The following is a 23,345-nucleotide window of genomic DNA, read 5'->3' on the forward strand; positions in this document are numbered from 1 at the left end:
TCGCCAGCCCCTCTACGCTGCGGTCATGCGCCGCCTCCCGTCGATCGCGCTCGTCGTCCTCATCGCGCTCGCCGTCCCCGTGGCGAGCGGACTCGGCGAGCGGGACGCCAGCGCCAGCGTCGCCTATGAGTCGCCTTACACCTTCGAGCAGACCTTCGGCACGGCGCTGCGCCTCGTGCGCGTCGATCTCGGCTTCAAGATCGTCGAGAAGGACGTCTCCAATGGTTACCTGCTCTTCGAGTACCGGAGCCCGGAGAGCGGCGGCAGGGTGACGCAGGGGGCGATCGAGGTCGTGGACGGCCGCGCCGGGGTGCACGTCGCCGTGCAGCTCCCGGCGATGCCGCAGTACCACGAGCAGGTGCTCCTCGACGGGCTCGTGAAGAAGCTCACCGACGAGCACGGCGACCCGCCGAAGAAGGCGCCCGCGGGCGGGGGCGCACCTCCCCCTGACGCGGGCGCGCCCTCGCCCGACGCCGGCGCGCCCTAGCCGCGCCGCACGTACTCGAAGTCGACGGGCTTGCCCTTGAGCCCCTTCGTCGGGGCAGCGATCCAGTTCGCCATCTGCTTCGGATCGAACACCGGCTTCTCCATCAGGCTCCGCACGTAGGCCTCGTCGCTCGCGGTCGGCAGCCACGCGTCGCGCCGGCGCTCCCACGCCTCCTTCGAGAGCGGGTTGCCGTCGACGTCGAAGTGGAGCCCCGCGTAGATCCCCGAGCTCCGGTGGAAGCGCCGGCTCGGCAGGCTCAGCTTGAACGACACGCCGGACGCCTCGATCACCCGGTTCATCTTGTCGATCCCGCGCTGCGAGTCGGCCACGTACTCGTCGCGCAGCACCTCGTTCATCGCGTTCCTGAGCGGCACCTCCTCGCGCCGCCAGCCGGTCACCGCGCCGCCCCCGGCGGCGGGCACGTGCGGTACGTCGATCGCATACACGCCGTCGAGTGCCCGGTGGTCGTCGTACGACGCCTCCTTCGCGCGGCCCTTCACGCTCGAGGCGAAGAACGACGCCGCGTTCGACGAGATCTCCCCGCCGAAGAGGTCCAGCGACAGCGAGTACCAGAGGTTCAGGTACCTCTGCATCGTCGGCAGATCGATGCCGCCCTCGGCGCGCGCGTCCTCGTTCGCGTTGCGCTTCATCAGCTCGCACGTGCGCTCGACGATGCGGAGCAGGCCCGTCTCGCCGACGAACATGTGGTGCGCCTCCTCGGTCAGCATGAACCGCGTCGTGCGCGACAGCGGATCGAAGCCGCTCTCCGCGAGCGCGAGCAGCTGGTACTTGCCGTCGCGATCCGTGAAGTAGGTGAACATGAAGAACGAGAGCCAGTTCGTGCACGGCTCGTTGAAGGCGCCCAGGATCCGCGGCTTGTCCGGGTCGCCGCTCCGCCGCTCCAGGAGCGCCTCCGCCTCTTCCCGGCCGTCGCGGCCGAAGTGGCTGTGCAGGAGGTACACCATCGCCCAGAGGTGCCGCCCCTCCTCGACGTTCACCTGGAACAGGTTCCGCAGGTCGTAGACGCTCGGGCAGCTCTGGCCGAGCAGCCGCTGCTGCTCCACGCTCGCGGGCTCCGTGTCTCCCTGCGTCACCACAAGCCGCCGCAGCATGTTCCGGAGCTCCCCCGGCACCTCTTGCCACGCCGGCTCGCCCAGGTGGTCGCCGAAGCCGATCGTCCGGTCCGCCACCCGATCCGCGAGGAAGATGCCCCAGCGGTACTCCGGCATCTTCACGTAGTCGAAATGCGCCCACCCCTCGTGATCGACGCTGATCGCCGTGCGCAGGTAGATGTCGTCCGCCTGGAAGCCCTCGGGCCCCGTCTCCCGCCACCAGTCCAGGAACTTCGGCTGCCACGCCTCGAGGGCGCGCTGCAGCTTCCTGTCCGACGCGAGGTCGACGTTGTTCGGGATCCTCTCCGAGTTGACGACCGCGCTCATGTCCGCCTCCAGTCGAATTCGGGGCGCTCCGGCCGCCCGTACACCGTCAGCGCGCCCCGCTGGCCCACCGCGTTGGGGCGCTGGAAGATCCAGTTCTGCCAGGCCGACAGCCGCGAAAAGATCTTCGTCTCCATCGTCTCCGGCCCGCAGAAGCGCAGGCTCGCCTCCATCCCCGTGAGCGCGTCGGGCGACAGGCTCACCCGCTCCTCGATCGCGAGCCGCACCTCGTCGTCCCAGTCCATCGCGTCCGGCGCGAAGGTGCAGAGGCCCTCCTCCAGCGCCTCCTCGGCGGACAGGAGGCCGGTCTTCTCCTTCAGCGCGGCCACGCGCTCCGGCGCGCCGAGGAAGCGCGACGCGAGCCGCGTCAGGCCGTTCGACATGACGAGCGGACCGAAGTTCAGCGAGCTCAGCGCGATCGACGCGGGCGACGCGGGCGCCCCTGCCTGCCCCTCGTCCCCTCCGCCGTCCAGCATGTAGGAGCGGTCCGCCGCGAGGGCGAGCTCGAACAGGCTCCCCGCGAAGCAGGAGCCCGGCTCGATCAGCGCGAACACGCTGCGCGCCGTGAGGTCGAGCCGCTTGAGCACGCGCCGCATGTGGAGCAGCACCTCCTTCACGAACCAGTCGTCGCGGCTCGCCCACAGCGCCTCGTCCGCGGCCCGCACCGCGGCGGGAGAGCCGGACGTCCGCAGGAGCACGAGGCCCACCGTCGGGTGGTTGAAGCGGAGGTCGAGCAGCGCGTCGTCCAGCTCGCGGAACGCGCGGAGCGCCCACAGGTCCGCGCCCGCCCGGCGCATCCCGGCGGCGTCGGTCAACACCTCGCCGTCCGGCCCGAGCACGCGGATCTCCGCGGTCCTCGCGGCGCGGTCCACCTTCATCGACACGTGGCGGTAGTCGCAGGTGGACACGTCGCCCGCCGTGGCGCGCCGCGCCTCGAGCGGCGAGAGCCTCACCCCGGGCCCCGCCCTGTCCGGCGTCGCCGCCGCGAGCTCGGCGGCGCGCTGGGCCACCGCCTGCTCGAAGCGGCTCTTCGGGATCGATCGATCGACGAGGCCCCACTGCTCCGCGCGCTTGCCGCGCACCCCCTCGGCCAGCGTCGAGAACACGTCCGCGAGATCGCGCCGCACCTTGCGCTTGTCCACGAGCCGCGTGAGCCCCCCGGTCCCCGGGAGCACGGCGAGCAGCGGCGTCTCCGGGAACGAGACGGCGCTGCTCCCGTCGTCGGCGAGGAGGATCTCCTCGCACGCGAGCGCGAGCTCGTAGCCGCCGCCCGAGGCGACGCCGTTCAGCGCCGCGAGGTAGCGCTGCCCGCTCTCGGAGCACGCCTCCTCGAGCGCGAGGCGCGTCTCGTTCGTGAACTTGCAGAAGTTGACCTTGAACGCGTGCGTCGACGACCCGAGCATGTAGATGTTCGCGCCGGCGCAGAAGATCCGCGGCTGCGCGCTCGTCACGACGACCGCCTTCACCTCGGGGTGCTCGAAGCGCAGCCGCTGCACGATGTCGGCGAGCTCGATGTCGACCGCGATGTCGTAGCTGTTGAGCTTCAGCTGGTAGCCGGGCCGCGCCGCCGCGTCCTCGTCGACGTCCATCGCCACGCGCGCGATCGCCCCCTCGAACGAGAGCTTCCAGTGCCTGTAGCGGCCCGGCTCCGTCTCGAAGCGGAGGGGCGCGTCCTCGCCGGACGCGCCGTCTTCCCGGGCCCTGGTCTGCGGCGCCGGCGCCGCGGAAGGAGGAGAGGTGGTCGCTTCCATACCCGACGAGCCCACCACCGCGCCGGGGTTCAGTCAAGCAGTATAGTTCTTGTTGGGCCGGCTTTCATGAAATATAGTGCATCGACGAGATGGCGTCCCGTCAGACATCGCGCAGGGCGCGCGCAGGCCAGGGCCCGGAGGCCGGCGCTGCGGGCGCGGGGGGCGTCGCGGACGGCGCGCCGCCGATCCTCGCGCACCTCGGCGGTCGGCTCCGGCAGCGGCGGACGGAGCTCGCGCTCACCTTGCGCGAGCTCGCCGAGCTCGCCGGCGTGAGCGAGCGCTTCCTGGTGCTGCTCGAGAGCGGGCGGGCGAACGTCTCCGTCGTGCGGCTCGAGGACATCGGCCGCGCGCTGGGCACCTCGGCCGCCGCGCTGCTCTCGGCGGGCGAGCTCGGCGAGGAGGCGCCGCCGCGCGGCCGGTCGGCCGGCGAGGAGGGGGGAGGGGCGGGCGAGCCCCTCGTCGCGCTGCTCGGCCTGCGCGGGGCCGGCAAGACCACGATCGGCGGCCGCGCCGCGGCGCGGCTCGGCGTGCCCTTCCTCGAGCTCGACGCCCTCGTGGCCGCGCGCGCGGGGATGAGCCTCGCCGCCCTGTTCGAGATCCATGGCAATGCCTACTACCGGCGGCTGGAGCGCGAGGAGCTCGCGCGGCTCGAAGGCGCGCGCGCCCACGGGATCGTGGCCACGGGCGGCGGCCTGGTGACCGATCCAGCGACCTTCGAGCGGCTGAGGCGCTGCGCGGTGACTGTGTGGCTCCGGGCGACGCCCGAGGACCACTGGCGCCGCGTGGTCGAGCAGGGGGACGCGCGGCCCATGGCCAACCGGGCCGACGCCATGAAGGAGCTCAGGGCGCTCTTCCAGGCGCGGCGCGCGCTCTATGAGCAGGCCGACTTCGCGGTGGACACGTCGGCGCTCGGTCTCGCGCGCTCTGTCGATCGCGTGGTCAAGATCGCGCGTGAAGCTGGTAGAAGGAACGCGACGCGCTCGCCTTGAGTCGGGGGCGCGCTCCCCCCCTCCCCATGTCCATGCCGCGCCTCAAAATTCTCTTCGTGGTGTCCGAGTGCGTCCCCTTCAGCAAGACGGGTGGTCTAGCCGACGTGGCAGGCGCGCTGCCGATCGCGCTCGCCGCGGCCGGTCACGACGTGCGCGTCGTGATGCCGGCGTACCGTGCCGCCAAGCGCTACCTCGCCCGCCAGATCGCGCTCGCCGAGCAGCAGCCCGCGGGCAGCGAGGCCGTCGCCGCGCCGGCCGTCGCCGCGGCGGCCGCCGGCAATGGGCTCGCGGCCTCAGCGCTTGACGCCGCCCCGGCGGCCGACGTGGCCCCGGCGGGCGGCGCGGCCCCGGCGGCCGATGCTGCCCCGGCGGCCGATGCCGCCCCGGCGGCCGGCGCGGCCCAAGGCGGAGACGGCGAGCCCCCGGCGGAGCGCTTCGTGCCGCACCGGCTGCCGATCTCGCTCGGCGTACCCCTCGGCGGCGGCGAGGCGTGGACCGCCGTCTGGGAGACGCGCCTCGAGCCCGGGGCGCCCGGCGCGCCTGCGCCCCGCGTGTACCTGCTCGAGCACGACGTGCTCTACGATCGCGACGGCATCTACGGCGACGCGCACGGCGAGTTCGGCGACAACCTCGCCCGCTACGCGCTCCTGTCTCGCGGCGCGCTGCAGCTCTGCCACGCGCTCGAGTTCTGGCCGGACATCGTCCACGTCCACGACTGGCAGTCGGCGCTCGTCCCGCTCTACCTCAACGTCCTCGAGCACCGGTCGCCGCTCGCCCGCGCCGCGTCCGTGCTGACGATCCACAACCTCGGCTACCAGGGCTGGTTCAACAAGGGGCAGCTCCCCACGACCGGGCTCGGGTGGGATCAGTTCCACAGGTTCTGCCTGGAGGCGTACGACAGCATCAACCTGCTCAAGGGCGGCATCTACAACGCCACGCTCGTCTCCACGGTCTCCCCCAGGTACGCGCAGGAGATCCAGACGTGGGAGGGCGGCGAGGGGCTCGACGGCGTGCTGCGGGATCGCGGCACCGACGTGATCGGGATCCTCAACGGCATCGACGATTCCATCTGGAACCCCGCGACCGATCCCCACATCGCGGCGCCGTTCTCCGCCGAGGATCTCGGCGGCAAGCGCCTCTGCAAGGCGGCGCTCCAGCGAGAGATGGGGCTCGAGGAGCGCCCCGACGTCCCGCTCCTCGGGCTCATCAGCCGCCTGGCGACCCAGAAGGGGATCGACATCCTCGCGGGCGCGCTCGACCACATCCTCTCGCTCGACGTCCAGCTCATCGTCCTGGGCTCCGGGGAGCGCTGGGCCGAGGACCTCTTCTCGCGGATCTCCGGCGCGAGCGACCGCTTCCGCGTCTACGTCGGCATGAACGAGGGGCTCGCCCACCGCATCGAGGCGGGCGCCGACCTCTTCCTGATGCCGTCGCGCTACGAGCCCTGCGGGCTGAACCAGATGTACAGCCAGCGCTACGGGACGCTGCCGGTCGTGCGCGCCGTCGGCGGCCTCGACGACACGGTCGAGAACAACGTCACGGGCTTCAAGTTCGAGGAGATGTCGTCGAGCGCGCTCGGGAACACCGTCGCGTGGGCGGTGCACCTCTACCGCGCCGACCCGGCCTACTTCCGGTCGATGCAGCTGCGGGCGATGAAGAAGAACTTCGGCTGGGCGCAAGCCGCGCGGCAGTACGAGGCCCTCTACCGCCTCGCGATCTCCCGCCGGACGGGCCGCCCGTTCTGACCGCGCCCCCCGGCGGAGGCGCGGCGCGAGCGGCGCGTGCCTCCCTCGCGGGGAGCGCGCGCCTCCCTCGCGGGGAGCGCGCCCGGGCGCGTTACTCCTTCTCGGGCTCGGGGGCGGCCGGGGCGGCCGGGGCGGCCGGCTGCGCGGTCCCGGCGGCCTCGCGCGTCGCCGCCTGGCTCTTCGCCATGAGCGAGCGGGAGAGCGCGCGGTGCTTCCCCTCGATCACCGACACGAAGCTCGTGACGACCGGCAGGAACAGGGCAGGGGAGGTGATCCCCTTGTCCGTCAGCTTGGGCTCGGCCGCCTTCACGTCGCGGATGAAGCCGGCGAGCGCGGGCTCCATGATCTTGGCCCACGGGTCGGTCTGGTGGGTCGAGCCGTACGTCTTGAGCGCGGCCGCGGACGTCTCCAGCTTCTGGAGCGCGGCCTTCTCCGCCGCGGGATCGACGTTCTTGCTGGCGAGGATCAGCATGAGCGCCCGCGCGTCCTCGAGGGCCGTGATCGCCTCCTTCTGACCCTCTTCCGCCTTCGCGAGGTCGGGCAGGTGCGACGCGTGCCACGCGGACACCGCGAGGCCGAGCTTGTCGGAGTGCGCGTCGAGCTTCTGGAAGTCGGCGAGGAGCTTCGCGTGGAGCTCCTTGCCCTTCGCGAGGCTGTCCTTCTTGTACTCCTCGCGCTGGTAGTAGTTGGCCGCCGCGGCGATGTTCTTCGCCAGCTCGGTCGCGAACGGCGCGTACTCGGCGAGCGCGGCGTCGACGTCCGCCATGGCCGGCTCCTTGAGGCTGAGGGCGACGGTGCAGGCGCGCGCGTTGCGCTCGTGCGGCGCGCGCGCGCTGAAGTTGATCGGCCGGCGCTCGTCCGGCTTGCCAGGCGGGGTCGGCGCGCCCTTGGCGGCGGGGGCGCTGGTGCCGCCCGGCGCGGCGGCGGCGCCGGGCAGGCCGGTCGTCTTCGGCGCGGCGGCGCCGGGCGCGGGCGGCTTCCCGGGGAGCGCGCCCTTCGCGGCGTCTCCGGCCTTCGCCTGATCGTCGTTGCCGAAGCTCGGGATCTTCTTCTCGCTGGGCTCATCCTTGCCGAGGCTCGCCAGGTACGCGTCGCGGGCCTGCTTCAGCGAGAGCGTCCCGAAGTAGCAGACGTCGACGCGGTACTCCTTCATCGACTGCGGGTCGACCTTCGCCATCGGCGACACGGGCGTCCGCAGGCTCGCCTTTCCCTTGTTCGTGTTCGCCGCCGCGGAGGATGCCGGCTCCGGCTGGGGAGGGGGCGGGTCCTCCTTGCAGCCGGCGGCACCGCTGGCGACGAGCACGAGCGCGATAGAACAGAGAGACCTGACGGAAATCATTCGGTGTGCCTCCTCGGCTGGCGCAGGAACGGGCGCATCATGCCTAAGCCGGCGGCGCTTGCAACACCCGGCCAGGGGCGAGAACTTGCGGCCCTGGTCGGGAAAACCCCGCCCGCAGCCCAAAACACGCGACGCCGCCCGGTTCTTCCAGGCCTCCGCCGGGGCTGTCCTTCCCCGGCCTCCGCTGTGGCTGACGAAACGTTCCGGGTCTAATGTCCGCCGCGTGAAGCTGCGAACCTTGACCCTGGACGAGCTGACCATCGACGACGAGCGCTCCTTCCGGCACGTCGCGCTCTACGACGATCTGAAGCAGGCACTCCGGCGCGACGGGTACCGCTTTCGCGTGCCCGAGGGCGAGGCGAGCTGGGATCGCGTCGTCTTCTTGAACCTGACGTTCTGGAGCCAGAGCGAGCAAGGCGACCTGATCGCCGGCGACCACCTCGCCGCCGACGTCGTCGCGCACGTCGCGTGGCACCACCTCGCTCACCGCGCGCTCACGGCCGCGGGCGCCGGCGCCGGCGCTCCGCCCAGCGCCGAGTCGCTCCTGCTCGCCGAGGCCATCGCCAGCGCGTTCGATCTGTACCTCGTCGGGCGTCTCCTTGGGCACTCCCCCAGCTCCGACTTCCTGGCCACGCAGGTGCCCGCGATGGCCGAGGCGGCCGACGCGGCCGGCCTCTCCGACGCCGGGTTCGAGGCGCTCCTGGAGAGCGTCGCCGCGAACCCGGAGCGCGCCTTCGAGGACCTCCGCGCCCTGCTCTTCGACGTCACGACGGCGCTCGTGCGCTGCGATCGCCTGAGCCGCGCCGCAGAGACCCTCGCCGGCTTCGACGCCCACCGGTTCGCGCCGCTCCTCCACCACTACGAGCTGTCGAACTGGATCCTGTCGACCCGCGCTTCCGGGTCAGCCCCCGCCCCCGATCCGGTCGCGCGCGCCGTCGACACGGCGCTGCGGAGCGCGCCGGTCTCGCTGGACTGGTTGGAGCAACGCTGGGTGCGCCCGCCCGCGCCCCTGCCGGCGCCCGCCGGCGAGCCCTCCGCCTAGGCGAATCCAGCGGGATCCGGCGGAATCCCGCGGTCCGGAGCCGGGCGGAGCGGGCGAGCCCGAGGACGACCGCCCTGGTCACCTGTGAAGAAGATTGCGCGTGCTGGCGAGCTGCGCGATTCTCTTCTCAAGGTGCAACTCGCCTGCTCTCTCTGCAGGACCTACGTGGAGATCGGTGTAGGACGCGAGATGCGTCCGTCCTTGCCGTTTGTCTGCAAGACGTGTCGCACGAAGAGCAAGCAGTCCGCGTCCGAGAGGGGTGAGCCACGCTCTTCCCCCTCGGGCGTTCCGAGCTCCGCGAGCGGACGTGACGGGCGGGAGCCGTCGAGCGAGCCGGAGCGGGCGAAGCCTTCCTCCGGGCGCCGCTCGGAGAGGGGGGCCGGGCTGTTGAGCGATGTGCTGGACGCCGAGACGACGCTCCCGGGCGCTGGCATCCAGCGCCGGCTGGAGCCCGCGGGCGAGACGGAGCGGCGCGCGTCGCCGGCGGCGGCCGGGGGCCGGCGAGGGCTCACGCTCGCGGAGCGGATCGCGCAGCAGGAGCTGGACGCCGCGCCTGAGTCCAGCCCGCGGGCGCTGGATGCGTTCTACGCGGCGGCCGAGGCCTCGCTCGAGCACGCCGTCGTGACGCCGGACGGAGGGCTGGGGCGGCGCGAGGTCCCGGCGCGGCATCGCACGTTCGCCGGCCTCTCCTGGGACGACGCGCCCCGCGGCGGCGCGGCGCCGGCCGCTCGGAGCCCGTCCGCGCTCCCTCCCGCCGATTCGGATCCCGTCTCGATCCAGGACCTCGCGCAGATGCTCTCCCCGGGGGTCGAGCCGCCGTCGCTCTCGTTCGGCTCGCACGCTCCCGAGGAGGAGCGCGCGAGCCAGCCCGCGCCCGCGCTCGAACCCGCCGCCGTGCCCCGCGCGGCCCCGCGCACGCCGGTCCCGGCGCGACCGCCGGCGCGGCGCGAGCAGCGCACCACGTCGCCCGCGGCGCGGCCGCGGACCGCTGCTGTCCCGCGCGCCGGCGGCTCCGCGCGGCCTGTCGCGCCGCCGTCGGAGATGCCGCCGGCGCCGCTCTCCGAGATACCGTCGGCGCCGCTGTCCATCGACGAGGGCCGGCCGTCGTCGCACCGCTCGTCGCCCGAGCTCCGGCTCCAGGACGTGCAGGCGATGGCGGCGCTCGCCCCGCAGCCCATGCCGTCCGCGCGGCGCGCCCGGTCCGGCCCGAGCGCCGCGCAGCCCGCCGACGCCTCTCCGGCGGACCTCGCCTTGCTGGGCTCGCTCGCCCCGTCGCCGGCCGCGGGCCCGCCGCGCGCCGCCGAGGAGCAGCGGCGAGACCGCGCCAGGTCCAAGGCGGCCGAGGCGCAGGGCGCCGCGGGAGGGCCGCGGGATGAGGGGAGCGACGAGCGGCCGTCGCACGAGCCGCTCGCGCTCACGAACCTCTCCCCGCGCTCGACCGCCCACGCGGCGGGCGACTGGCCCGGTCAGACCGAGCCCCGCGGGCGCGCCGAGCGCAAGGAGACCTCGGGCCTGATCGACCTGCGCAGCATGGCGCCGCCGCCCGGCGAGGAGGGCGAGGCGCGCCGCAACGAGGACCGGGCCGATCGCGAGATCCTGAGCATCAACAGCGGGCTGTTCGATGACGCCGCCGCTGGGCGGAGCTCGGACTCCTCGTTCCCCTCGCAGCCCGTCGAGCCCGAGCTCCTCGCCGTCGAGGGACACACGTCCTCCGGGGAAGAGACGCCGGTGCGCACCTCGATCACGGCCGGCTCCGTCGTGTCCGAGAAGCTTCGCGCACTCTCGACGCCGGCATCGCGGCAGAACATGGCGCTCGCCGGCTGGGTGACCGTCGTCTTCATCGTGTTCGGCGCTGCGCTCTACCTCGCGCAGGCTCACGGCCACTCGTCCAGCGCCGTGGCGACCCAGAGCGCGCACGCAGGCAGCGGCGAGCTCGTTGCGGCGCCGCCCGAGGTGCCGCCTCCGTCGCCCGCCGGGGCGGCGCCCGCTGGCCAGACCGCCGACCGGGAGCCGTCCCTGGACGACGAGCCGGTCGCGGAGCCGCCGGCCGCCGCTCCCGGCCCTGCGGAGCAGGGGCTGGCCGCCTCCGAGCCAGCTGCACCGCCGCAGCCCGTGCAGACAGGGGCTGCTCCTGGGGCCGCACCCGAGCCGACCGCCGCGCCGGCGGCGAGCGCCGCGCCAGCAGCGACCGCCGCGCCGGCGGTGAGCCCCGCGGCAGCGGCGACCGCCGCGCCGGCGGCGACCGCCGCACCGCAAGCCAGCGAGAAGCCTGATGTACCCGAGCGCCCTGCCCGGGCCGCGGCGCCGAGCGAGCCCGAGCGCGCCAAGCCAGCGGGCAAGCAGCCGCCGCCGGCGCCCCTCCTTCCGGCGAAGGACGAGCCAGCGCGCTTCGATCAGAGCGCGGCGTCCGCCGTCCTCGCGTCCGCGGCGGCGGCCGCCGCCGGGTGCACCGGCGAGGGCCTCACCGGCACGGCCCGCGTGGCCGTCACCTTCGCCCCCACGGGGAAGGCCATGTCGGCACGCGTGGAGGGGGGCGACCTGGTCGGGACCGCCACCGCCGGGTGCATCGCCGGTGCATTCCGCGACGTCGCGGTGCCTCCTTTCGAGGGAATTCCGGTCACCGTCATGAAGCAGGTGAAGATCCGCTGACGACGGGTCGAAAGCTTTCTATCCTCCCGCCGCTGTGCTGGTCGCGCTTCGGGTCAAGAACTTCATCCTGATGGACGCCCTCGAGCTCCGGCTCGAGCCCGGGTTCAACGTGCTCACCGGCGAGACGGGCGCGGGCAAGTCCATCGTCGTGGGCGCGCTCTCGCTGGTCCTCGGCGGCCGCGCGAGCGCCGAGCAGGTCCGCCCCGGCGCGGACGAGGCCGAGATCGAGGCGCTCTTCGACGTGCGCGGCTCCGATCGCGCGATGGCGATGCTCGACGCCGCCGGCATCGCGAGCGAGGGCGAGCTCGTGGTCCGCCGCGTGGTCCAGGCGACCGGCCGCTCGCGCGCCTACCTGAACGGCCGTCTCTGCACCGCGGGCGAGCTCCAGGCGCTCGCCCCGGAGCTCGCCGACGTCGCCTCGCAGCACGAGAGCGTCGCGCTGACCGATCCGTCGACGCACCTCGGCTACCTCGATCGCTTCGGCCGCCTCGTGCCTGCGCGCAGCGAGCTCGCGGCGGACGTCAGCGCGCTCGAGGCGCTCACCGCCGAGCTCAGGGCCGCCCGCGAGCTCGAGCGCGGCCGCGGCGAGCGCGAGGCGTTCCTCTCCTTCCAGCTCCAGGCCATCGACGCGCTGTCGCCGCGCCCCGGCGAGCTCGCCGATCTCGCGGCCGAGCGCAACCGGCTCCGCCACGCGGGCCGCCTGCACGACATCACGCGGCGCGCCGCGTCCCGCCTCGATCAAGGGGACGACGCGATGTGCGACGAGCTCGCGCGCCTCGCCTCGGAGCTCCGGGCGGCGGCGGAGATCGATCCCGCGCTCGACGATGTAGCCCGCGCGGTCGACGGCTGCTGGACGGAGCTCAGCGAGGCGGCCCGCCAGATCGCCCGTTACGCCGAGCGCGCGGAGGCCGACCCGGATCGCCTCTCCGAGATCGAGGATCGCATGTACCGCCTCGAGGGCCTGCTCCGGCAGCACGGCCCCACGCTCGACGACGTGCTCGCCGCGCGGGCGCGCCTCGCGGCCGAGCTGGAGCGCCTCTCGGGGGTCGAGAGCCACGTCGCGGAGCTCGAGCGGCGGCGCGACGCCTTGCTCGTCGTCGCCGCCGAGCGCGCCCGCAAGCTCTCGGCGAAGCGGCGGAAGGCCGGCGAGAAGCTCGGCGCCGCGATCTCCACGGAGCTCGGCGATCTCGGCATGGGCGGGGCGCGGGTCGTCGTGGACATCGAGCCGCACGGCGGCGATCGCGCCGAGCTGGTCGTCGACGGCGCCCGCCTCGGTCAGGACGGGATCGACCGCGTCGAGTTCCTCATCTCGCCCAACAAGGGGATCGAGCCTCGCCCCCTGCGCCGCATCGCCTCGGGCGGCGAGCTCTCGCGCGCCCTGCTCGCCCTGAAGCGGGTGCTCGCGGAGTGCGGGCCCGCCGGGCTGTACGTCTTCGACGAGGTCGACAGCGGCGTCGGCGGCGCCGTCGCCGACAAGATCGGGCGCGCGATCGGCGACGTGGCGCGCCACCACCAGGTGCTTTGCATCACCCACCTCGCGCCCATCGCGGCGTTCGCCGGCGCTCACTTCGTCGTCGCCAAGGAGAACGCGGGCGGCATCGCCAAGAGCTCGGTCACGCGCGTCGACAAGAAGGACCGCATCGCCGAGGTGGCGCGGATGCTGTCGGGGGCGAAGGTCACCGGCGCGTCGCTCCGGGCCGCAACAGAGCTCATCGAGGCGGCGCGCCTCTGACGCGGACGCCGGCGGGCGCCGGCGTCCCGGACGTCAGCTCCGCGCGAGCGCGTAGTCGTTCAGGTCGACGCGGATCAGGTCCTTCAGCCAGGGGTGCACCGTGATCGCGGTGCGGTAGAGCCCCTGGGCCATGCGCCGGTAGCTCGTGTGCCCCTGCTTCGCCGAGCGGAGCTCGATGACGTGGAAGAGCTCGCGCAGGTTCAGCGTCCAGAGGGTCCTCACGCGGAAGCCGAGCGGCACCGCGTACTGCGCCTCGAGGGGGTAGCGCTCCTCCATCGCGTTCCACACGTCGCGCGCGGCGAGCATCGCGTCCTGATACGTCTCGGCGTGGCCGAGATCCGAGAGGGCCTGCGGCGTCTCGAAGCCGAGCCGGCAGGTGAGCCGCTGCGTCGCCGGCGTCAGCATCCTGTGGCGCTGCAGGTCGCGGTAGGCGCCATAGTCGAGCATCAGCTCGAAGGTCATCGTCGACGCCTCGAACGCGCGCGGCGGCGCGTCGTACGGGCCGCGCTTCTCGCACGCGGCCTTCGCGATCCCGATGAGCTCCGGCAGCGTCGCGCGGTGGAGCGCGTCGCCCAGGTTGTAGGCGTGCACGCCCGGATCGCTGCCGTCGTACGCGAGCGCGAGCGCGACGCGCTCCAGCGCGTCCTTGTCGTAGCGCACCAGCCGGACAGGCTGGTTGATCACCATCGTCGCGCTCACGCCTTCCTCCGGCGGCGTGTAGACCCGCTTCATCGCCGCGGCGACGGTGGCCTGCAGCGTCTGCCGGAGCTCGTTCGGCGCGGCGTACTTCACGAGCGTCGGGGTCACGGCCAGCGCCGCCGTGTGCATGTCGCGGGCGACCCTGCGCACCTCCTCGAGCGGGTGCGACAGCATCTTCGTGAGCAGGACCTCGAGCGCCCTCGCGTTCGCGGTGAGGCCGATGTTCGTCCGCGTCCCCGCCGGCAGGAGGCCTCGCAGGAGATCGCACGCCTGCGCGCGCAGCGCCCCCTTGTAGGCAGCGTCCGACATCTTCTCGGGCTTCGGCGAGCGCGCGCCGAGCTGCTCGGTCACCCTGGGGACGAGGTCGAGGTAGGTCGTGAAGAGCCGCTCGCTCGAGGCCTTGTATTTCGCGGCGTGCTCGGCGTCGAGCTCCGGCAGGTCGACGAACGAGTGCTGATCGAAGACCACGTAGCGCGTGCTCTTCTCGGTGTACGAGCCGAGCCGCAGATCCTCGATCACCTTGGACGCGACGATGCTGACGTTCTCGATCGCGAGGTGCACCACGGCGTGCTCGGCGACCGACGCGTGGCCGTAGCCCACGACCCATTTCTCGTGGAAGCTCCGAGCCTTGTCCGACGCGAACGCGAGGCCCCGGCGCGGCCGGCCGTCGGCCTCCGGGGCGACGTCGAGCTCCTCGTCGCCGAGCAGGCGCGCCAGGTTGGTGCGCAGATCGTCACGGCTGCGCGAGTAGTACGCGAACAGGACGGCGATGACTTCTTCCGGCAGACCCGACAGCGAGAAGACGTCGGCCGTCGGGCTCGACACATACGGCGCGATTCGGGCACGCGACGCTTCGTCCAAGGCCATGCCCCTGCTTCTACTCCCAATCGCAGGCCGGACGGTCGACAAAACTCGGTTTCCGATCGACGGATCCGGGCCACGTCGGCGCACCGCCGCGTCGGCCCTCGCGGCCGGGGCTGTCCGGGCGCGGCGTGTGTTGGGCGCGGCGCGTGCTCGGCGTTGTTGGCGTCGTGCGCGTCGTGCGCGTCGTCGAGCGCGCTCTGCGTCAGAGCGCTCGCGCCGCGGAGACGACGAAGGGATCGGGGAAGATCTCGCTGTTCGCGAGCGGCCGGTTGCGACGGGTCAGCACCTCGCAGCCGTTCCTCGTCACGACGATGGTGTGCTCGAACTGCGCCGACAGCGAGCGATCGGCCGTCAGCGCGGTCCACTTGTCTTCCTGGATCTCGACCTCGTAGGTGCCGAGGTTGATCATCGGCTCGATCGTGAAGCACATGCCGGCGCGGAGGCGGGCGCCGCTGCCGTACTTGCCCACGTGCGAGACCTGCGGCGCCTCGTGGAAGCGCCGTCCGATGCCGTGCCCGACGAAGGCCCGCACCACCGAGCAGCCCTCGCCCTCGGCGAACTCTTGAATGGCGGCCCCGATGTCGCCAAGGCGCGCCCCGTCCCGGACCTGGGCGATGCCGAGCTGCAGGCTGCGCCGGGACACCTCGGTCACGTGCTTCGCCTCGGCCGAGGGCTTGCCGATGTAAAAGGTCGCGGACGTGTCGCCGTAGAAGCCGTTGTAGATCGTGGTGACGTCCACGTTGATGATGTCGCCCGGAACGAGCACGCGGTCGCACGGGATGCCGTGGCAGACCACCTCGTTGATCGAGGTGCAGACGCTCTTCGGGAACCCGTGGTAGTTCAGCGGCGCGGGGTAGCCGCCGCGGCGGATCGTGTCCTCGTGGACGAAGGTGTTGATGTCCTCGGTGGTGATGCCGGCGCGGATCATCTCGCCGACGCCGAGGAGCGTCTCCGCAGCCATCTGTGAGGCCGTGCGGAGGGCGTCGACTTCTTTGACCGTCTTGATGCTCACGTTGCTCACGGCGCAGACAGCTCCCCGAGGACGACGGCCTCTTTGACGGCCGCGGCGACCTCCGCTGTATCAGGTGAAAGGTGCCAGTGGATCTCCGGCTCGCCGGCCTCGCCGGCGAAGCGCCGGATGAAGGCGATGAAGGTGAGCCCGCGGAGCCGCGCGTCGATCGCCTTTGCGACGCCGAACGCGCGGCTCTGCGGCCGGATGTGGAGCTCGAACGCCCGGTCCGGCGCCCGGGGTGTGGCCAGCGGAGGGTAGCCGACCTGGATCCCGAGGTGGTAGGTGCTCTGTTCGCCGATCGAGTCGACGGTCACCGTGTTGACGCGGACCCGCGCGACCACGTCTCCCGTCTGCGCTCGCTCGCGGAGGAACGGATCGGATCTGGGCGAGGGGCCGTCCAGCGAGAAGCCCACGGCGGCAGGCTCGATGTTGTCGTCGAAGACCTCGCGCGCGCGCCCCTCCCAGGGGGGCAGGCCGGCCTGTGCATCGGCGGACGCCGCGGGGCGCTCGTGATCGGCGACGCAGCCGCCGGCGGGGCCAACGGTCGCCAGCGCGGCGAGCGCAAGGCGCAAAGGTGCAGCACCGGCGGCAGGCATCATCCTTGGGGCCAGAGCTCGTAGCACGTCGGCCGGTCCCTGTCAGGACCCGGCACACACCGGCTACATGCGCTGTCGAGGCTGTTTTGCCCTCGTCGCGATCCGCCTCGCGCTCGCTCTCCATCGATCCGGCCGAGCGATCGTCCAACGGCGGTCGACCCCGCTCGGTGCGGAGAACCTATTCTCCTGTCCTACCGCAGGTGCTAGCGTTCTCCGGCTTGCCGGGCTGGGTTTCCTGGCTTTTGCGATTGCACAGAGCGCAGGGACAGGGCCTGCGCCGGCTGGAGGAGGAACATGAAAGCGAAGAGGCTCCTGGGAGCGGCGCTGGCTCTGGGGCTGGGCCTTGCGGCGATCACGAGTGCGACCGTGGCGGCTGCCCAGCAGAAGCGGGGGACGAGCGGGGCGCCTGCTGCGGCTCCTGCCAAGCCTGCCGATACGCCGGTGACGAAGAAGACGATCGCGCTGACGCCTCCGGGCATCGCCTGGGGGATGACCACCAAGCAGGTGGCGGCGGTCATCGACAAGATGCTCGATGAGGCGTACGTGCCGCGTTACAAGGCGATCTCGCCCGGCGTGAAGATGAGGGCGCTCGACGCGGAGCTCGCCGAGGAGAAGAGCGCGTTCCGCCGCAGCCGCATCGACTTCGGCGGGTTGCCGACCGGCATCGACGCGACGCCGCTCAAGGGCGAGTACACCTACCTCAACAAGGAATCGATGATGACGCTGACCCGCGAGAGCGGGAAGCGGTACTTCTTCTTCATCCAGGACAAGCTCTGGAAGATCATCGACGAGCACCCGCTGGGCGAGAAGGCCGCCCGCGGGAAGGACTATGCGTCCGCCGTGGTCAAGCTCGCGACGGCGTTCGGGGTGCCTGGCCGCGTGACGCCCCCTGCTCCGGACAAGGGCCGCTACGTCAACGAGGTCGACTGGAAGGACGCCGCCACGCACTTCCGTGCCATCGAGCGGAACGACTCCGAGATCGCGTTCGCCTACGAGGACCTGGTCACGCTGGGCAGCCTCGATTCGCTCCGTCCCAACAAGCCGGTCGACGCGAACGCCATCGACCCCGCCGTCGCCTCCGCCGTCCGCAAGGAAGAGCCCCCTCCCGCCCCGCCCCCCTCCGCCGACAAGCCCGGCAAAAAGAAGTAGCCCTTCTCCCGCCCCCGTCCCGGCAGCCCAGCTGACGCGGTCACCCGGTAACCCAGCGGAGGCGGCCCCTCCCCGTCCCGGTAGCCCCGCTGAGGCGGTCACCCGCACAGGAGACGGGTCCAGATCGGCGTTTTCGGCGCGGAAGCGTACTCTCGTACGCTGAGCACCGAAAACGTCGAGATGGGCCCGTCTCCGCAGCGGGTGCCCGCCTCACGCTAGCGATGCGCCGTCGGGGACACGCATGCCGTTGGTCACGATGACCCGCGCGGACGGGGCGACGGCGAGCACCGCTGGCTCGATCACCGCGCGCGCGGTGAGCATGGCCCCGGGGCAGCCCGAGCACGCGCCGGCCAGGTGGAGCGTCAGGTGATCGGGCTCGACGGCCACGATGTAGAGCTCACCGCCGTCGGCTCGGACGAGCGGCGCGATCACCTCGCGGCAAACCTTGAGAAGCTGATCGATGGAAGCCGGCATGGGGGGTGAGCTCGGCAGCGCGAGCCAGTCGCCACAGCCTAGCACGGTAGCGCTCGATAAGGAGATCTCCCCCAGGCCCGCCGCGCGCCGTCACAGCACCCGGGCCGTAGCCAGGGGGACCGCCCCGGAGGGCGCGCTCAGAGCGTCGAGACGAGCGCGGCGACGCCGGCGTCCGCGGCGAGCTCCGGAACGCGCTGCGCCGCAGCGCCGAAGGTGCGGCCGGCGATCTCCACCGTACCGCTCCAGGGGCCCGAGGCCGTCTTCGCCGGCAGGTCCAGCTTCTCGAGCGCCTCGGTATTGACGTCGGGCGTCACCGGTCCGCCGTACGCCTTCGCGCCCTTCCACGCGAACACGTAGAGCAGCGGCGTCGACTTCAGCCCGTCCCGCTTGGCGAGCTCGGCGATGTCGCGCTTGGCCGCCTCCTGCAGCCGGTACGCGTAGGCGCGGAACGACCAGCCCGTGACGAAGAGGCCCTGGAGCTCGCCGCCGCTCCGTGTGACCGGGTGCACGGCGACCCACTGGAGATCAGGGCCGTTCCTGACCCCGCGCATCTCCTGCATCTCCCCGAACGCCTCGACGACGCCGCTGCCCGGGGCCAGCACCTTCCTGAGCTCGGGGAACGAGGCCAGGACGGACCTGTTGGCGAGCATGTCCGGATCGGCCTCGCTGCGAAGCACCGTGCCGCTCGGATCGGCGAAAGAGAAGAAGGTGCTCTTCGCGAACTCGAGGTCCTTCACCGAGGCGCGCGCTCCCGCGATCGCCTTCTGGAGCCCGAGCAGGTTCGCGCCCGGGTCGGTGTCCACCAGCGCCGCGAGCTTCTGCGAGCCCGCGGGGAGGCCCGTCCGCACCTGGCCGACGTCCTCCGCGACGACCGGCGCGAGCTTGGCGCAGAGCTCCGCGGCGTGCTTCTGGGACGTCTTGCCGTCCTCCTGACACGCGCTCCCGAGGGCGGCGACCAGCGCACAGGCGAGCACTGCAGGCTTGCTTTCGCTTCGGGCGAAGGTGGAAGAGCGCATCATCGAGAACGACTCTCCGAGGCGAGCGGAGTTCCGGCGGCCGGGACCATCACGCCTCACAGGGTTTCCGGGGTTACAAAGATGATCTCGACCCGGGCGTTGCGGGCGCGCTCGCTGCCCCTCGGATCGACGACCGGGGACGCGGATCCCGCGAGGAACGGCGCGATGGACGGGCCCGCGGGCGCCCCTGCGGCGGCCGCGCCTTGCGCAGGACCGAGGGCGCGGACGACGGCATCGGCCCGCGCCGCCCATGCGGGCTCTTCCCTGGCGCTGATCTCCCGGTCCGTGTGCACGACAACGGCCACGGGAAAGGAGGGGTGCGCCGTGGCGACCAGCGCGAGGTCGCGGAGGCGCGCCTCGCCGGCCTTCGTGAGGGCGTTGCCGGCGAACAGCCCGCGAAGCGTGACAACGATGCCGCGATCGTCGCGGACGGGCGACCAGGTGCCTGCGGCCGAGAGCTCTGCGAGGAGCGCGTCACCAGCGCCAGGCGCGCGGGTCACCGGCGTGGCGGCGCGGCGCGCGGCCGTCAGCGCGGCGAGGCAGCCTGCCCGGGCGCGGGAAGCCTGGTCGATGGGCGCCGGGATGGCGCGGGTGGAGCCGCTCGCCTCGGCGAGCTCTGCGTCGAGCTTCTTGATCGCGGCGGTCGCCCCCTCGAGCTGCGTCGCGAGCTCGGCGCTGCTGGGCTGCGCACCGGCGGGGCTTGCGGCCGTGGGCTGCGCACCGGCGGGGCTTGCGCCTGCGGGCTGGGGTCCGGCGGGGCTTGCGCTTGCGGCCTGCGAGCTGTCCTGCGGCGCCGGTGCGATCAGGAGGCGCGCCGCGCCGCACAGCAAGCGGGCCTGGAGCGCGAGCGAGCGCGCGGCGGCGAGGCGCGCCTTCTCGCGATCCGCATCGGCCTTGCCCGACGGGACCACGGGCTGCGCGTCCCGGGCGACCTTGGTCCGCATGTCGAGCGCGTCGACCTCGGCCGCGACGCGCGACTGCTCGGCCTCGAGGCCAGCGAGCGACGCCTCGCCCGCGGAGCGCTGCGCCTTCGCCTCGGTCTCGGCTGCCTCGGCCCGAGCCACCCGCGAGAGCGCGTGCGCATGTGCGTGCGCCGCGATGGCCTGCTCGCCCAGGATCTGCGCCCCGGATCGATCCTCTTTTCCGAGCGCGGCGAGCGCATCGCCGCGGAGCTTCTCCGCCCGCGCGAACGCGCCCGGCGCGTGCCGCTTCGACTCGGCGGCGGCCGCCCCCGCGCGGACATCATCGAGCTCATCGAGCACCGCTGGCCGCGGGATCGGCGCGCACGCGCCGAGGAGCACCCCCGCGACGGCGACCCCTGCGAGGCGACGCGCGCTCAAGGCGTGCCCTCCTGGCCGACCGGAGCCGTCGCCTTGCCGGCGCCCTTGGGCCCGGCGCCGCCCTTGGGCCCGGCGCCTGGCGCCGCGGTGGGCGCTTGTTCGGCCCCTCGCGCTCCCCGCGTCGCCGGCGTCGCCTCCTTGGGCGCCGCCCCTCTCTTGCTCGCCTCGATCCGCTGCGCTTCGACGTTCGCCGCTGCCCTGGTCGCCTCGCGCGCCTCGGCCTCGATCCGCTCGAGCTCCGCCGCGGCGCGGCCTCGCCGCGCCTGCGTCTCTTCGAGCAACGCGCGCGCCCGCTCGAGCTTCGTCTCGACCTCGCGCGCGCGCTTCGCGGCCCCCACGGCCGCCGCCTCCGCCGCGGCGGCGCGCAGCAGCGTCCTCGCCGCCTCCGCCCACTCGAGGGCCACCGCGTCGAGCCGCCGCGCGTTCGTCGCGTCGCCCGCCGCGCGCGCGCCGTGAGCGCGCTGGAGCGCGTGCTTCGCGTGCGCCACCGGCTCGGCCACGACCTTCGCGGCGCTCGGCGAAGGCCCGCTCGCCGCGCTCGCCGCGCTCGGCGCCCCGACAGCGGTCTCCTCGCCGCCGGCGGCCTTCTCGCCGGCGACGGCTGCGGGCGGGGGCGCGACGCGGCCCTCGATCTCGCGGAGGATCTGCGCCGCCGTGGCGCCGTCGCCGGGGGGCGGCGCGGGCACCGTGGCGAGCGGCTTCTCTCCTCCACCGTGCGCCAGGGCGTCGGCGCTGCCGAGCGTGGCCGCGAGGGCGAGGAGCAGCGCCAGGCTCGACCGGCGCTGCCGCGCGTCACAGGGCATGGGGCGGGAACGCACGTCCGCCAGGTAGCAAACAGGGCTTCCGCGAGCAAGCGCAGCGGCGCAGCGGCTGTAGGGGCGCGCGCGCGGCCGACGCGGGCAGCGCGCGTCACTCCGGCAGGAAGTTGCGGATGGCCCAGTCGATCTGCTGCTGATGCCGCTCGACCAGCGCCTTCGCGCCGCCCGCCTCGTGGAGGAAGACGCGATCGTCGTTGACGAAGACGGTGAGGTAATAAAGGTGCGCTTCCTTCCCCTCGTCGTGCCCGAAGCGCAGCTGGACGCCCGGCAGGCCGTTCCGGGCCTTCACGTCGGCCTTGCCGAGCAGCGCGTAGCCGCCGCCCTCGCGCAGCCGCTTCTCGATCACGCGGGACCAGAAGGCGAGGTCGCCCTTCGGATCGTTCTCGAACGCGCGGATCCCGATCACCAGCCCCTCGGCGGTGGTCGCGCGGTACTCGTCCTCGCCATAGCGGTCTTCGAGATCGACGAACCCCGGCGGGGTCGCGGGGGTGAAGGGCCGGCCGCAGGCGAGCAGCGCCGCCGCGCCGGTGAGCGTGGCGACGAGGGCGAAGGTGTGGCGAAGGGAGTGGTTCATCGGAGGCGCCCGGTTCACAGGTTGAGGAGCCGCGAGAGGCCGAGCTCGTTGAGCCAGTCGATGGGGAGCCGCGGTCCCGACGGGGCGAGGGTCTCCGTCGAGCGCGGCTGGAAGGACACGGTGAGGGTCGAGAACGCGATCCGATCGCGCAGGAACTTGAGCCGTCCCTCGAGGCGCTCGAGCTCGCTGGACACGCGCGCGAGCTCGCGCTCCAGCTGGATCGACTCCTCGACCTTCGCGGCCTTCTCGAGCAGCTTCTCCAGGCGATCCCGGACCGCCCGCGCGTTCCGGATGCGGATCGCGAGGTCGAAGAACTCCTCGGTGACGTCCTGGGCGACCACGTTGCGCTGGAGGATGTCGCCGAGCTCCGCCAGGCGCTTCAGCGCCTCGTCGAACCGGGCGGCGGGGACGCGGATGGTGATCGTCCGATCGTCGCGGCGGGCGAGGAAGCCGCCGAGCTCCCGCGCGAGCGCCTCGACCTTGCCGAGCGACGCGCCCACCTCGAACACCGCCATCCCGATCTCCGCCGTGTAGACGAGGAGGGGCGCGCGCGCCGCGCTCACCTCGCCGGCGGCCTGGGGCGCGGCCTGCGCTGCGGCGCCGGAGGAGGTCGGCGCCGGCTGTGGCGTGGCGGCGGTCGGCGCCGGCCTCGCCGTCGGGGGCTGAGCGCCGCCGCCGGGGGACGGCGGCGGCGCAGCCTTGGCGAAATCGGCCGCCACCGACACCTCGGCGTCGTACGACTCCTCGCGCACCGACCCCGAGCGCGTCGACTCGCCGGCCGTCTGCATGACTCCAGGAGGCATCCCTGCCATCGGGGCCGGCGCCGCTCCGTACGCCGGCGATCTGGAGGCGTCGCGCGCGGCCGACGGGGCGGAGCTGCAGGCGGCAGGGCCAGCGAGCGAGGCAAGGAGAGCCCAGACGGGCAGCGTTCTTCGCATGGTTCCTCGGAGCATGGAGCCGGTGGCAGGCGCTCAACGCGCCGCCCGGGCCGACCTTACACCAGGAGCGCCCCCAGGCGGCACCTACGCCGCCCCGGGCGCGCGGCGGAGCTGGCGCGCCCAGTACGAGACGCCCGCCGCCGCGCCCGCGATCGCCGACGCGGCGAGCATCGCGGGCAGCGCCGAGGGGAGCGCGATCGCGGTGAAGACCGCCGCGAACTGCACCACCGTCGCGAGCTTGCCGGGGATGTTGGCGCTCGCCGCCGACAGGCGCGCGCCCTGGAAGCGGCGGCTCACCGCGATCCAGAGCGCGAGCGGCAGCTCGAGGAGCTCGCGGGCCAGCAGCGCCGGGATGCCCCAGAGGGGGAGCGCGCCGCTCTCGAGGAGCGTGCCCACCACCGCGAGCGCGAACACCTTGTCCGCGATCGGGTCGACGATCGCCCCGGTGGGCGTCACCTGACTGGAGCGGCGGGCCAGCCAGCCGTCGAGCACGTCCGTCAGGCCTGCGCAGCAGAGGACGGCGAGGGCGAGCGCAGGCCGCGTGGCGACGATCGGGAACAGGGCCGCCAGCGGCAGCCGGGCCAGGCTCACGAGGTTCGGCGGAAGCGCGAGATCGCGCGGACACAGGGGCGACATGCGAGGAACTCCACGCGCCGCATGCGACGCAGAAGCCGGGGCCCTGACCCACGTCGAGC

20 protein-coding genes are annotated in these 23,345 nt (G+C 73.2%); 7 read left to right on the forward strand and 13 right to left on the reverse strand.

Annotated elements, in window-relative coordinates; genetic code table 11:
• Positions 1–25: 25 nt before the first annotated feature.
• Complete coding sequence (locus WMF45_RS06225) at positions 26–487, forward strand: hypothetical protein (RefSeq protein ID WP_437716028.1); 462 nt, start codon at positions 26–28, stop codon at positions 485–487.
• Here the strand turns inward: WMF45_RS06225 and boxB are convergent.
• Positions 484–1,926, reverse strand: a complete 1,443-nt coding sequence (gene boxB / locus WMF45_RS06230; protein ID WP_437716029.1) for a benzoyl-CoA 2,3-epoxidase subunit BoxB — start codon at positions 1,924–1,926, stop codon at positions 484–486. The two genes, WMF45_RS06225 and boxB, sit on opposite strands and share 4 nt — an antisense overlap.
• Entirely contained in the window at positions 1,923–3,674 is a 1,752-nt protein-coding gene (gene boxC, locus WMF45_RS06235) for a 2,3-epoxybenzoyl-CoA dihydrolase (protein WP_437716030.1), read from the reverse strand. Before boxC ends, boxB begins: the two co-directional genes overlap by 4 nt.
• An 89-nt stretch (positions 3,675–3,763) precedes the next feature.
• On the opposite strand from boxC, the gene WMF45_RS06240 reads away from it, so the two are divergent.
• Both WMF45_RS06240 and WMF45_RS06245 read left to right on the forward strand, forming a co-directional pair.
• Positions 3,764–4,663: a shikimate kinase gene (locus WMF45_RS06240; RefSeq protein ID WP_437716031.1), complete on the forward strand. Its 900-nt coding sequence runs from the start codon at positions 3,764–3,766 to the stop codon at positions 4,661–4,663.
• 32 nt (positions 4,664–4,695) lie between these two features.
• The gene (locus WMF45_RS06245; protein ID WP_437719498.1) at positions 4,696–6,408 is read left to right on the forward strand and encodes a glycogen synthase; all 1,713 of its coding nucleotides are present in this window, start codon (positions 4,696–4,698) and stop codon (positions 6,406–6,408) included.
• A 91-nt stretch (positions 6,409–6,499) separates the two neighbouring features.
• Here WMF45_RS06245 and WMF45_RS06250 read toward each other — a convergent pair whose 3' ends face one another.
• Positions 6,500–7,747 (reverse strand): DUF3829 domain-containing protein, encoded by a 1,248-nt coding sequence (locus WMF45_RS06250; protein WP_437716032.1) that lies wholly within the window; start codon positions 7,745–7,747, stop codon positions 6,500–6,502.
• Positions 7,748–7,970: 223 nt separating this feature from the next.
• Here WMF45_RS06250 and WMF45_RS06255 point away from each other — a divergent pair, with 223 nt between their 5' ends.
• From WMF45_RS06255 to recN, 3 genes are all read left to right on the forward strand, one after another.
• Positions 7,971–8,789, forward strand: a complete 819-nt coding sequence (locus WMF45_RS06255; protein WP_437716033.1) for a hypothetical protein — start codon at positions 7,971–7,973, stop codon at positions 8,787–8,789.
• Positions 8,790–9,176: 387 nt separating this feature from the next.
• Positions 9,177–11,438 carry a hypothetical protein gene (locus WMF45_RS06260; RefSeq protein ID WP_437716034.1) on the forward strand — a complete coding sequence of 754 codons (2,262 nt, stop codon included), beginning with the start codon at positions 9,177–9,179 and terminating at the stop codon, positions 11,436–11,438.
• A 34-nt stretch (positions 11,439–11,472) separates the two neighbouring features.
• A complete protein-coding gene (recN, locus tag WMF45_RS06265; RefSeq protein WP_437716035.1) occupies positions 11,473–13,170 on the forward strand; it encodes a DNA repair protein RecN in 1,698 nt (565 codons plus the stop codon).
• 33 nt (positions 13,171–13,203) lie between these two features.
• On the opposite strand, the gene WMF45_RS06270 is transcribed toward recN, so the two are convergent.
• The 3 genes from WMF45_RS06270 to WMF45_RS06280 all read right to left on the reverse strand — a co-directional run bounded on the left by WMF45_RS06270 (position 13,204) and on the right by WMF45_RS06280 (position 16,317).
• Positions 13,204–14,736: an FAD-dependent thymidylate synthase gene (locus WMF45_RS06270; protein ID WP_437716036.1), complete on the reverse strand. Its 1,533-nt coding sequence runs from the start codon at positions 14,734–14,736 to the stop codon at positions 13,204–13,206.
• 199 nt (positions 14,737–14,935) lie between these two features.
• Complete coding sequence (map, locus tag WMF45_RS06275; RefSeq protein WP_012233703.1) at positions 14,936–15,754, reverse strand: type I methionyl aminopeptidase; 819 nt, start codon at positions 15,752–15,754, stop codon at positions 14,936–14,938.
• Positions 15,751–16,317, reverse strand: a complete 567-nt coding sequence (locus WMF45_RS06280; RefSeq protein ID WP_437716037.1) for a cobalamin ABC transporter substrate-binding protein — start codon at positions 16,315–16,317, stop codon at positions 15,751–15,753. The genes map and WMF45_RS06280 overlap by 4 nt, the downstream gene beginning before the upstream one ends.
• 318 nt (positions 16,318–16,635) lie before the next feature.
• Here WMF45_RS06280 and WMF45_RS06285 point away from each other — a divergent pair, with 318 nt between their 5' ends.
• Positions 16,636–17,490 carry a hypothetical protein gene (locus WMF45_RS06285; RefSeq protein WP_437716038.1) on the forward strand — a complete coding sequence of 285 codons (855 nt, stop codon included), beginning with the start codon at positions 16,636–16,638 and terminating at the stop codon, positions 17,488–17,490.
• Positions 17,491–17,700: 210 nt separating this feature from the next.
• On the opposite strand, the gene WMF45_RS06290 is transcribed toward WMF45_RS06285, so the two are convergent.
• The 7 genes from WMF45_RS06290 to WMF45_RS06320 form a co-directional block, all read right to left on the reverse strand.
• Positions 17,701–17,964, reverse strand: a complete 264-nt coding sequence (locus WMF45_RS06290; protein WP_012233706.1) for a NifU family protein — start codon at positions 17,962–17,964, stop codon at positions 17,701–17,703.
• 137 nt (positions 17,965–18,101) lie between these two features.
• Complete coding sequence (locus WMF45_RS06295) at positions 18,102–18,983, reverse strand: hypothetical protein (protein WP_437716039.1); 882 nt, start codon at positions 18,981–18,983, stop codon at positions 18,102–18,104.
• Between the two features lie 53 nt (positions 18,984–19,036).
• The gene (locus tag WMF45_RS06300) at positions 19,037–20,320 is read right to left on the reverse strand and encodes a hypothetical protein (RefSeq protein WP_437716040.1); all 1,284 of its coding nucleotides are present in this window, start codon (positions 20,318–20,320) and stop codon (positions 19,037–19,039) included.
• Positions 20,317–21,138, reverse strand: a complete 822-nt coding sequence (locus WMF45_RS06305) for a hypothetical protein (protein ID WP_437716041.1) — start codon at positions 21,136–21,138, stop codon at positions 20,317–20,319. The genes WMF45_RS06300 and WMF45_RS06305 overlap by 4 nt, the downstream gene beginning before the upstream one ends.
• 91 nt (positions 21,139–21,229) lie before the next feature.
• Complete coding sequence (locus WMF45_RS06310; protein ID WP_437716042.1) at positions 21,230–21,712, reverse strand: serine/threonine protein kinase; 483 nt, start codon at positions 21,710–21,712, stop codon at positions 21,230–21,232.
• A 14-nt stretch (positions 21,713–21,726) separates the two neighbouring features.
• Positions 21,727–22,650, reverse strand: a complete 924-nt coding sequence (locus WMF45_RS06315) for a DUF4349 domain-containing protein (RefSeq protein WP_437716043.1) — start codon at positions 22,648–22,650, stop codon at positions 21,727–21,729.
• Positions 22,651–22,734: 84 nt separating this feature from the next.
• A complete protein-coding gene (locus tag WMF45_RS06320; RefSeq protein WP_437716044.1) occupies positions 22,735–23,286 on the reverse strand; it encodes a CDP-alcohol phosphatidyltransferase family protein in 552 nt (183 codons plus the stop codon).
• Positions 23,287–23,345: the final 59 nt, after the last annotated feature.

The sequence above is a fragment of the Sorangium sp. So ce448 genome (genome assembly GCF_051520915.1).
Lineage (GTDB): Bacteria > Myxococcota_A > Polyangia > Polyangiales > Polyangiaceae > Sorangium > Sorangium cellulosum_B.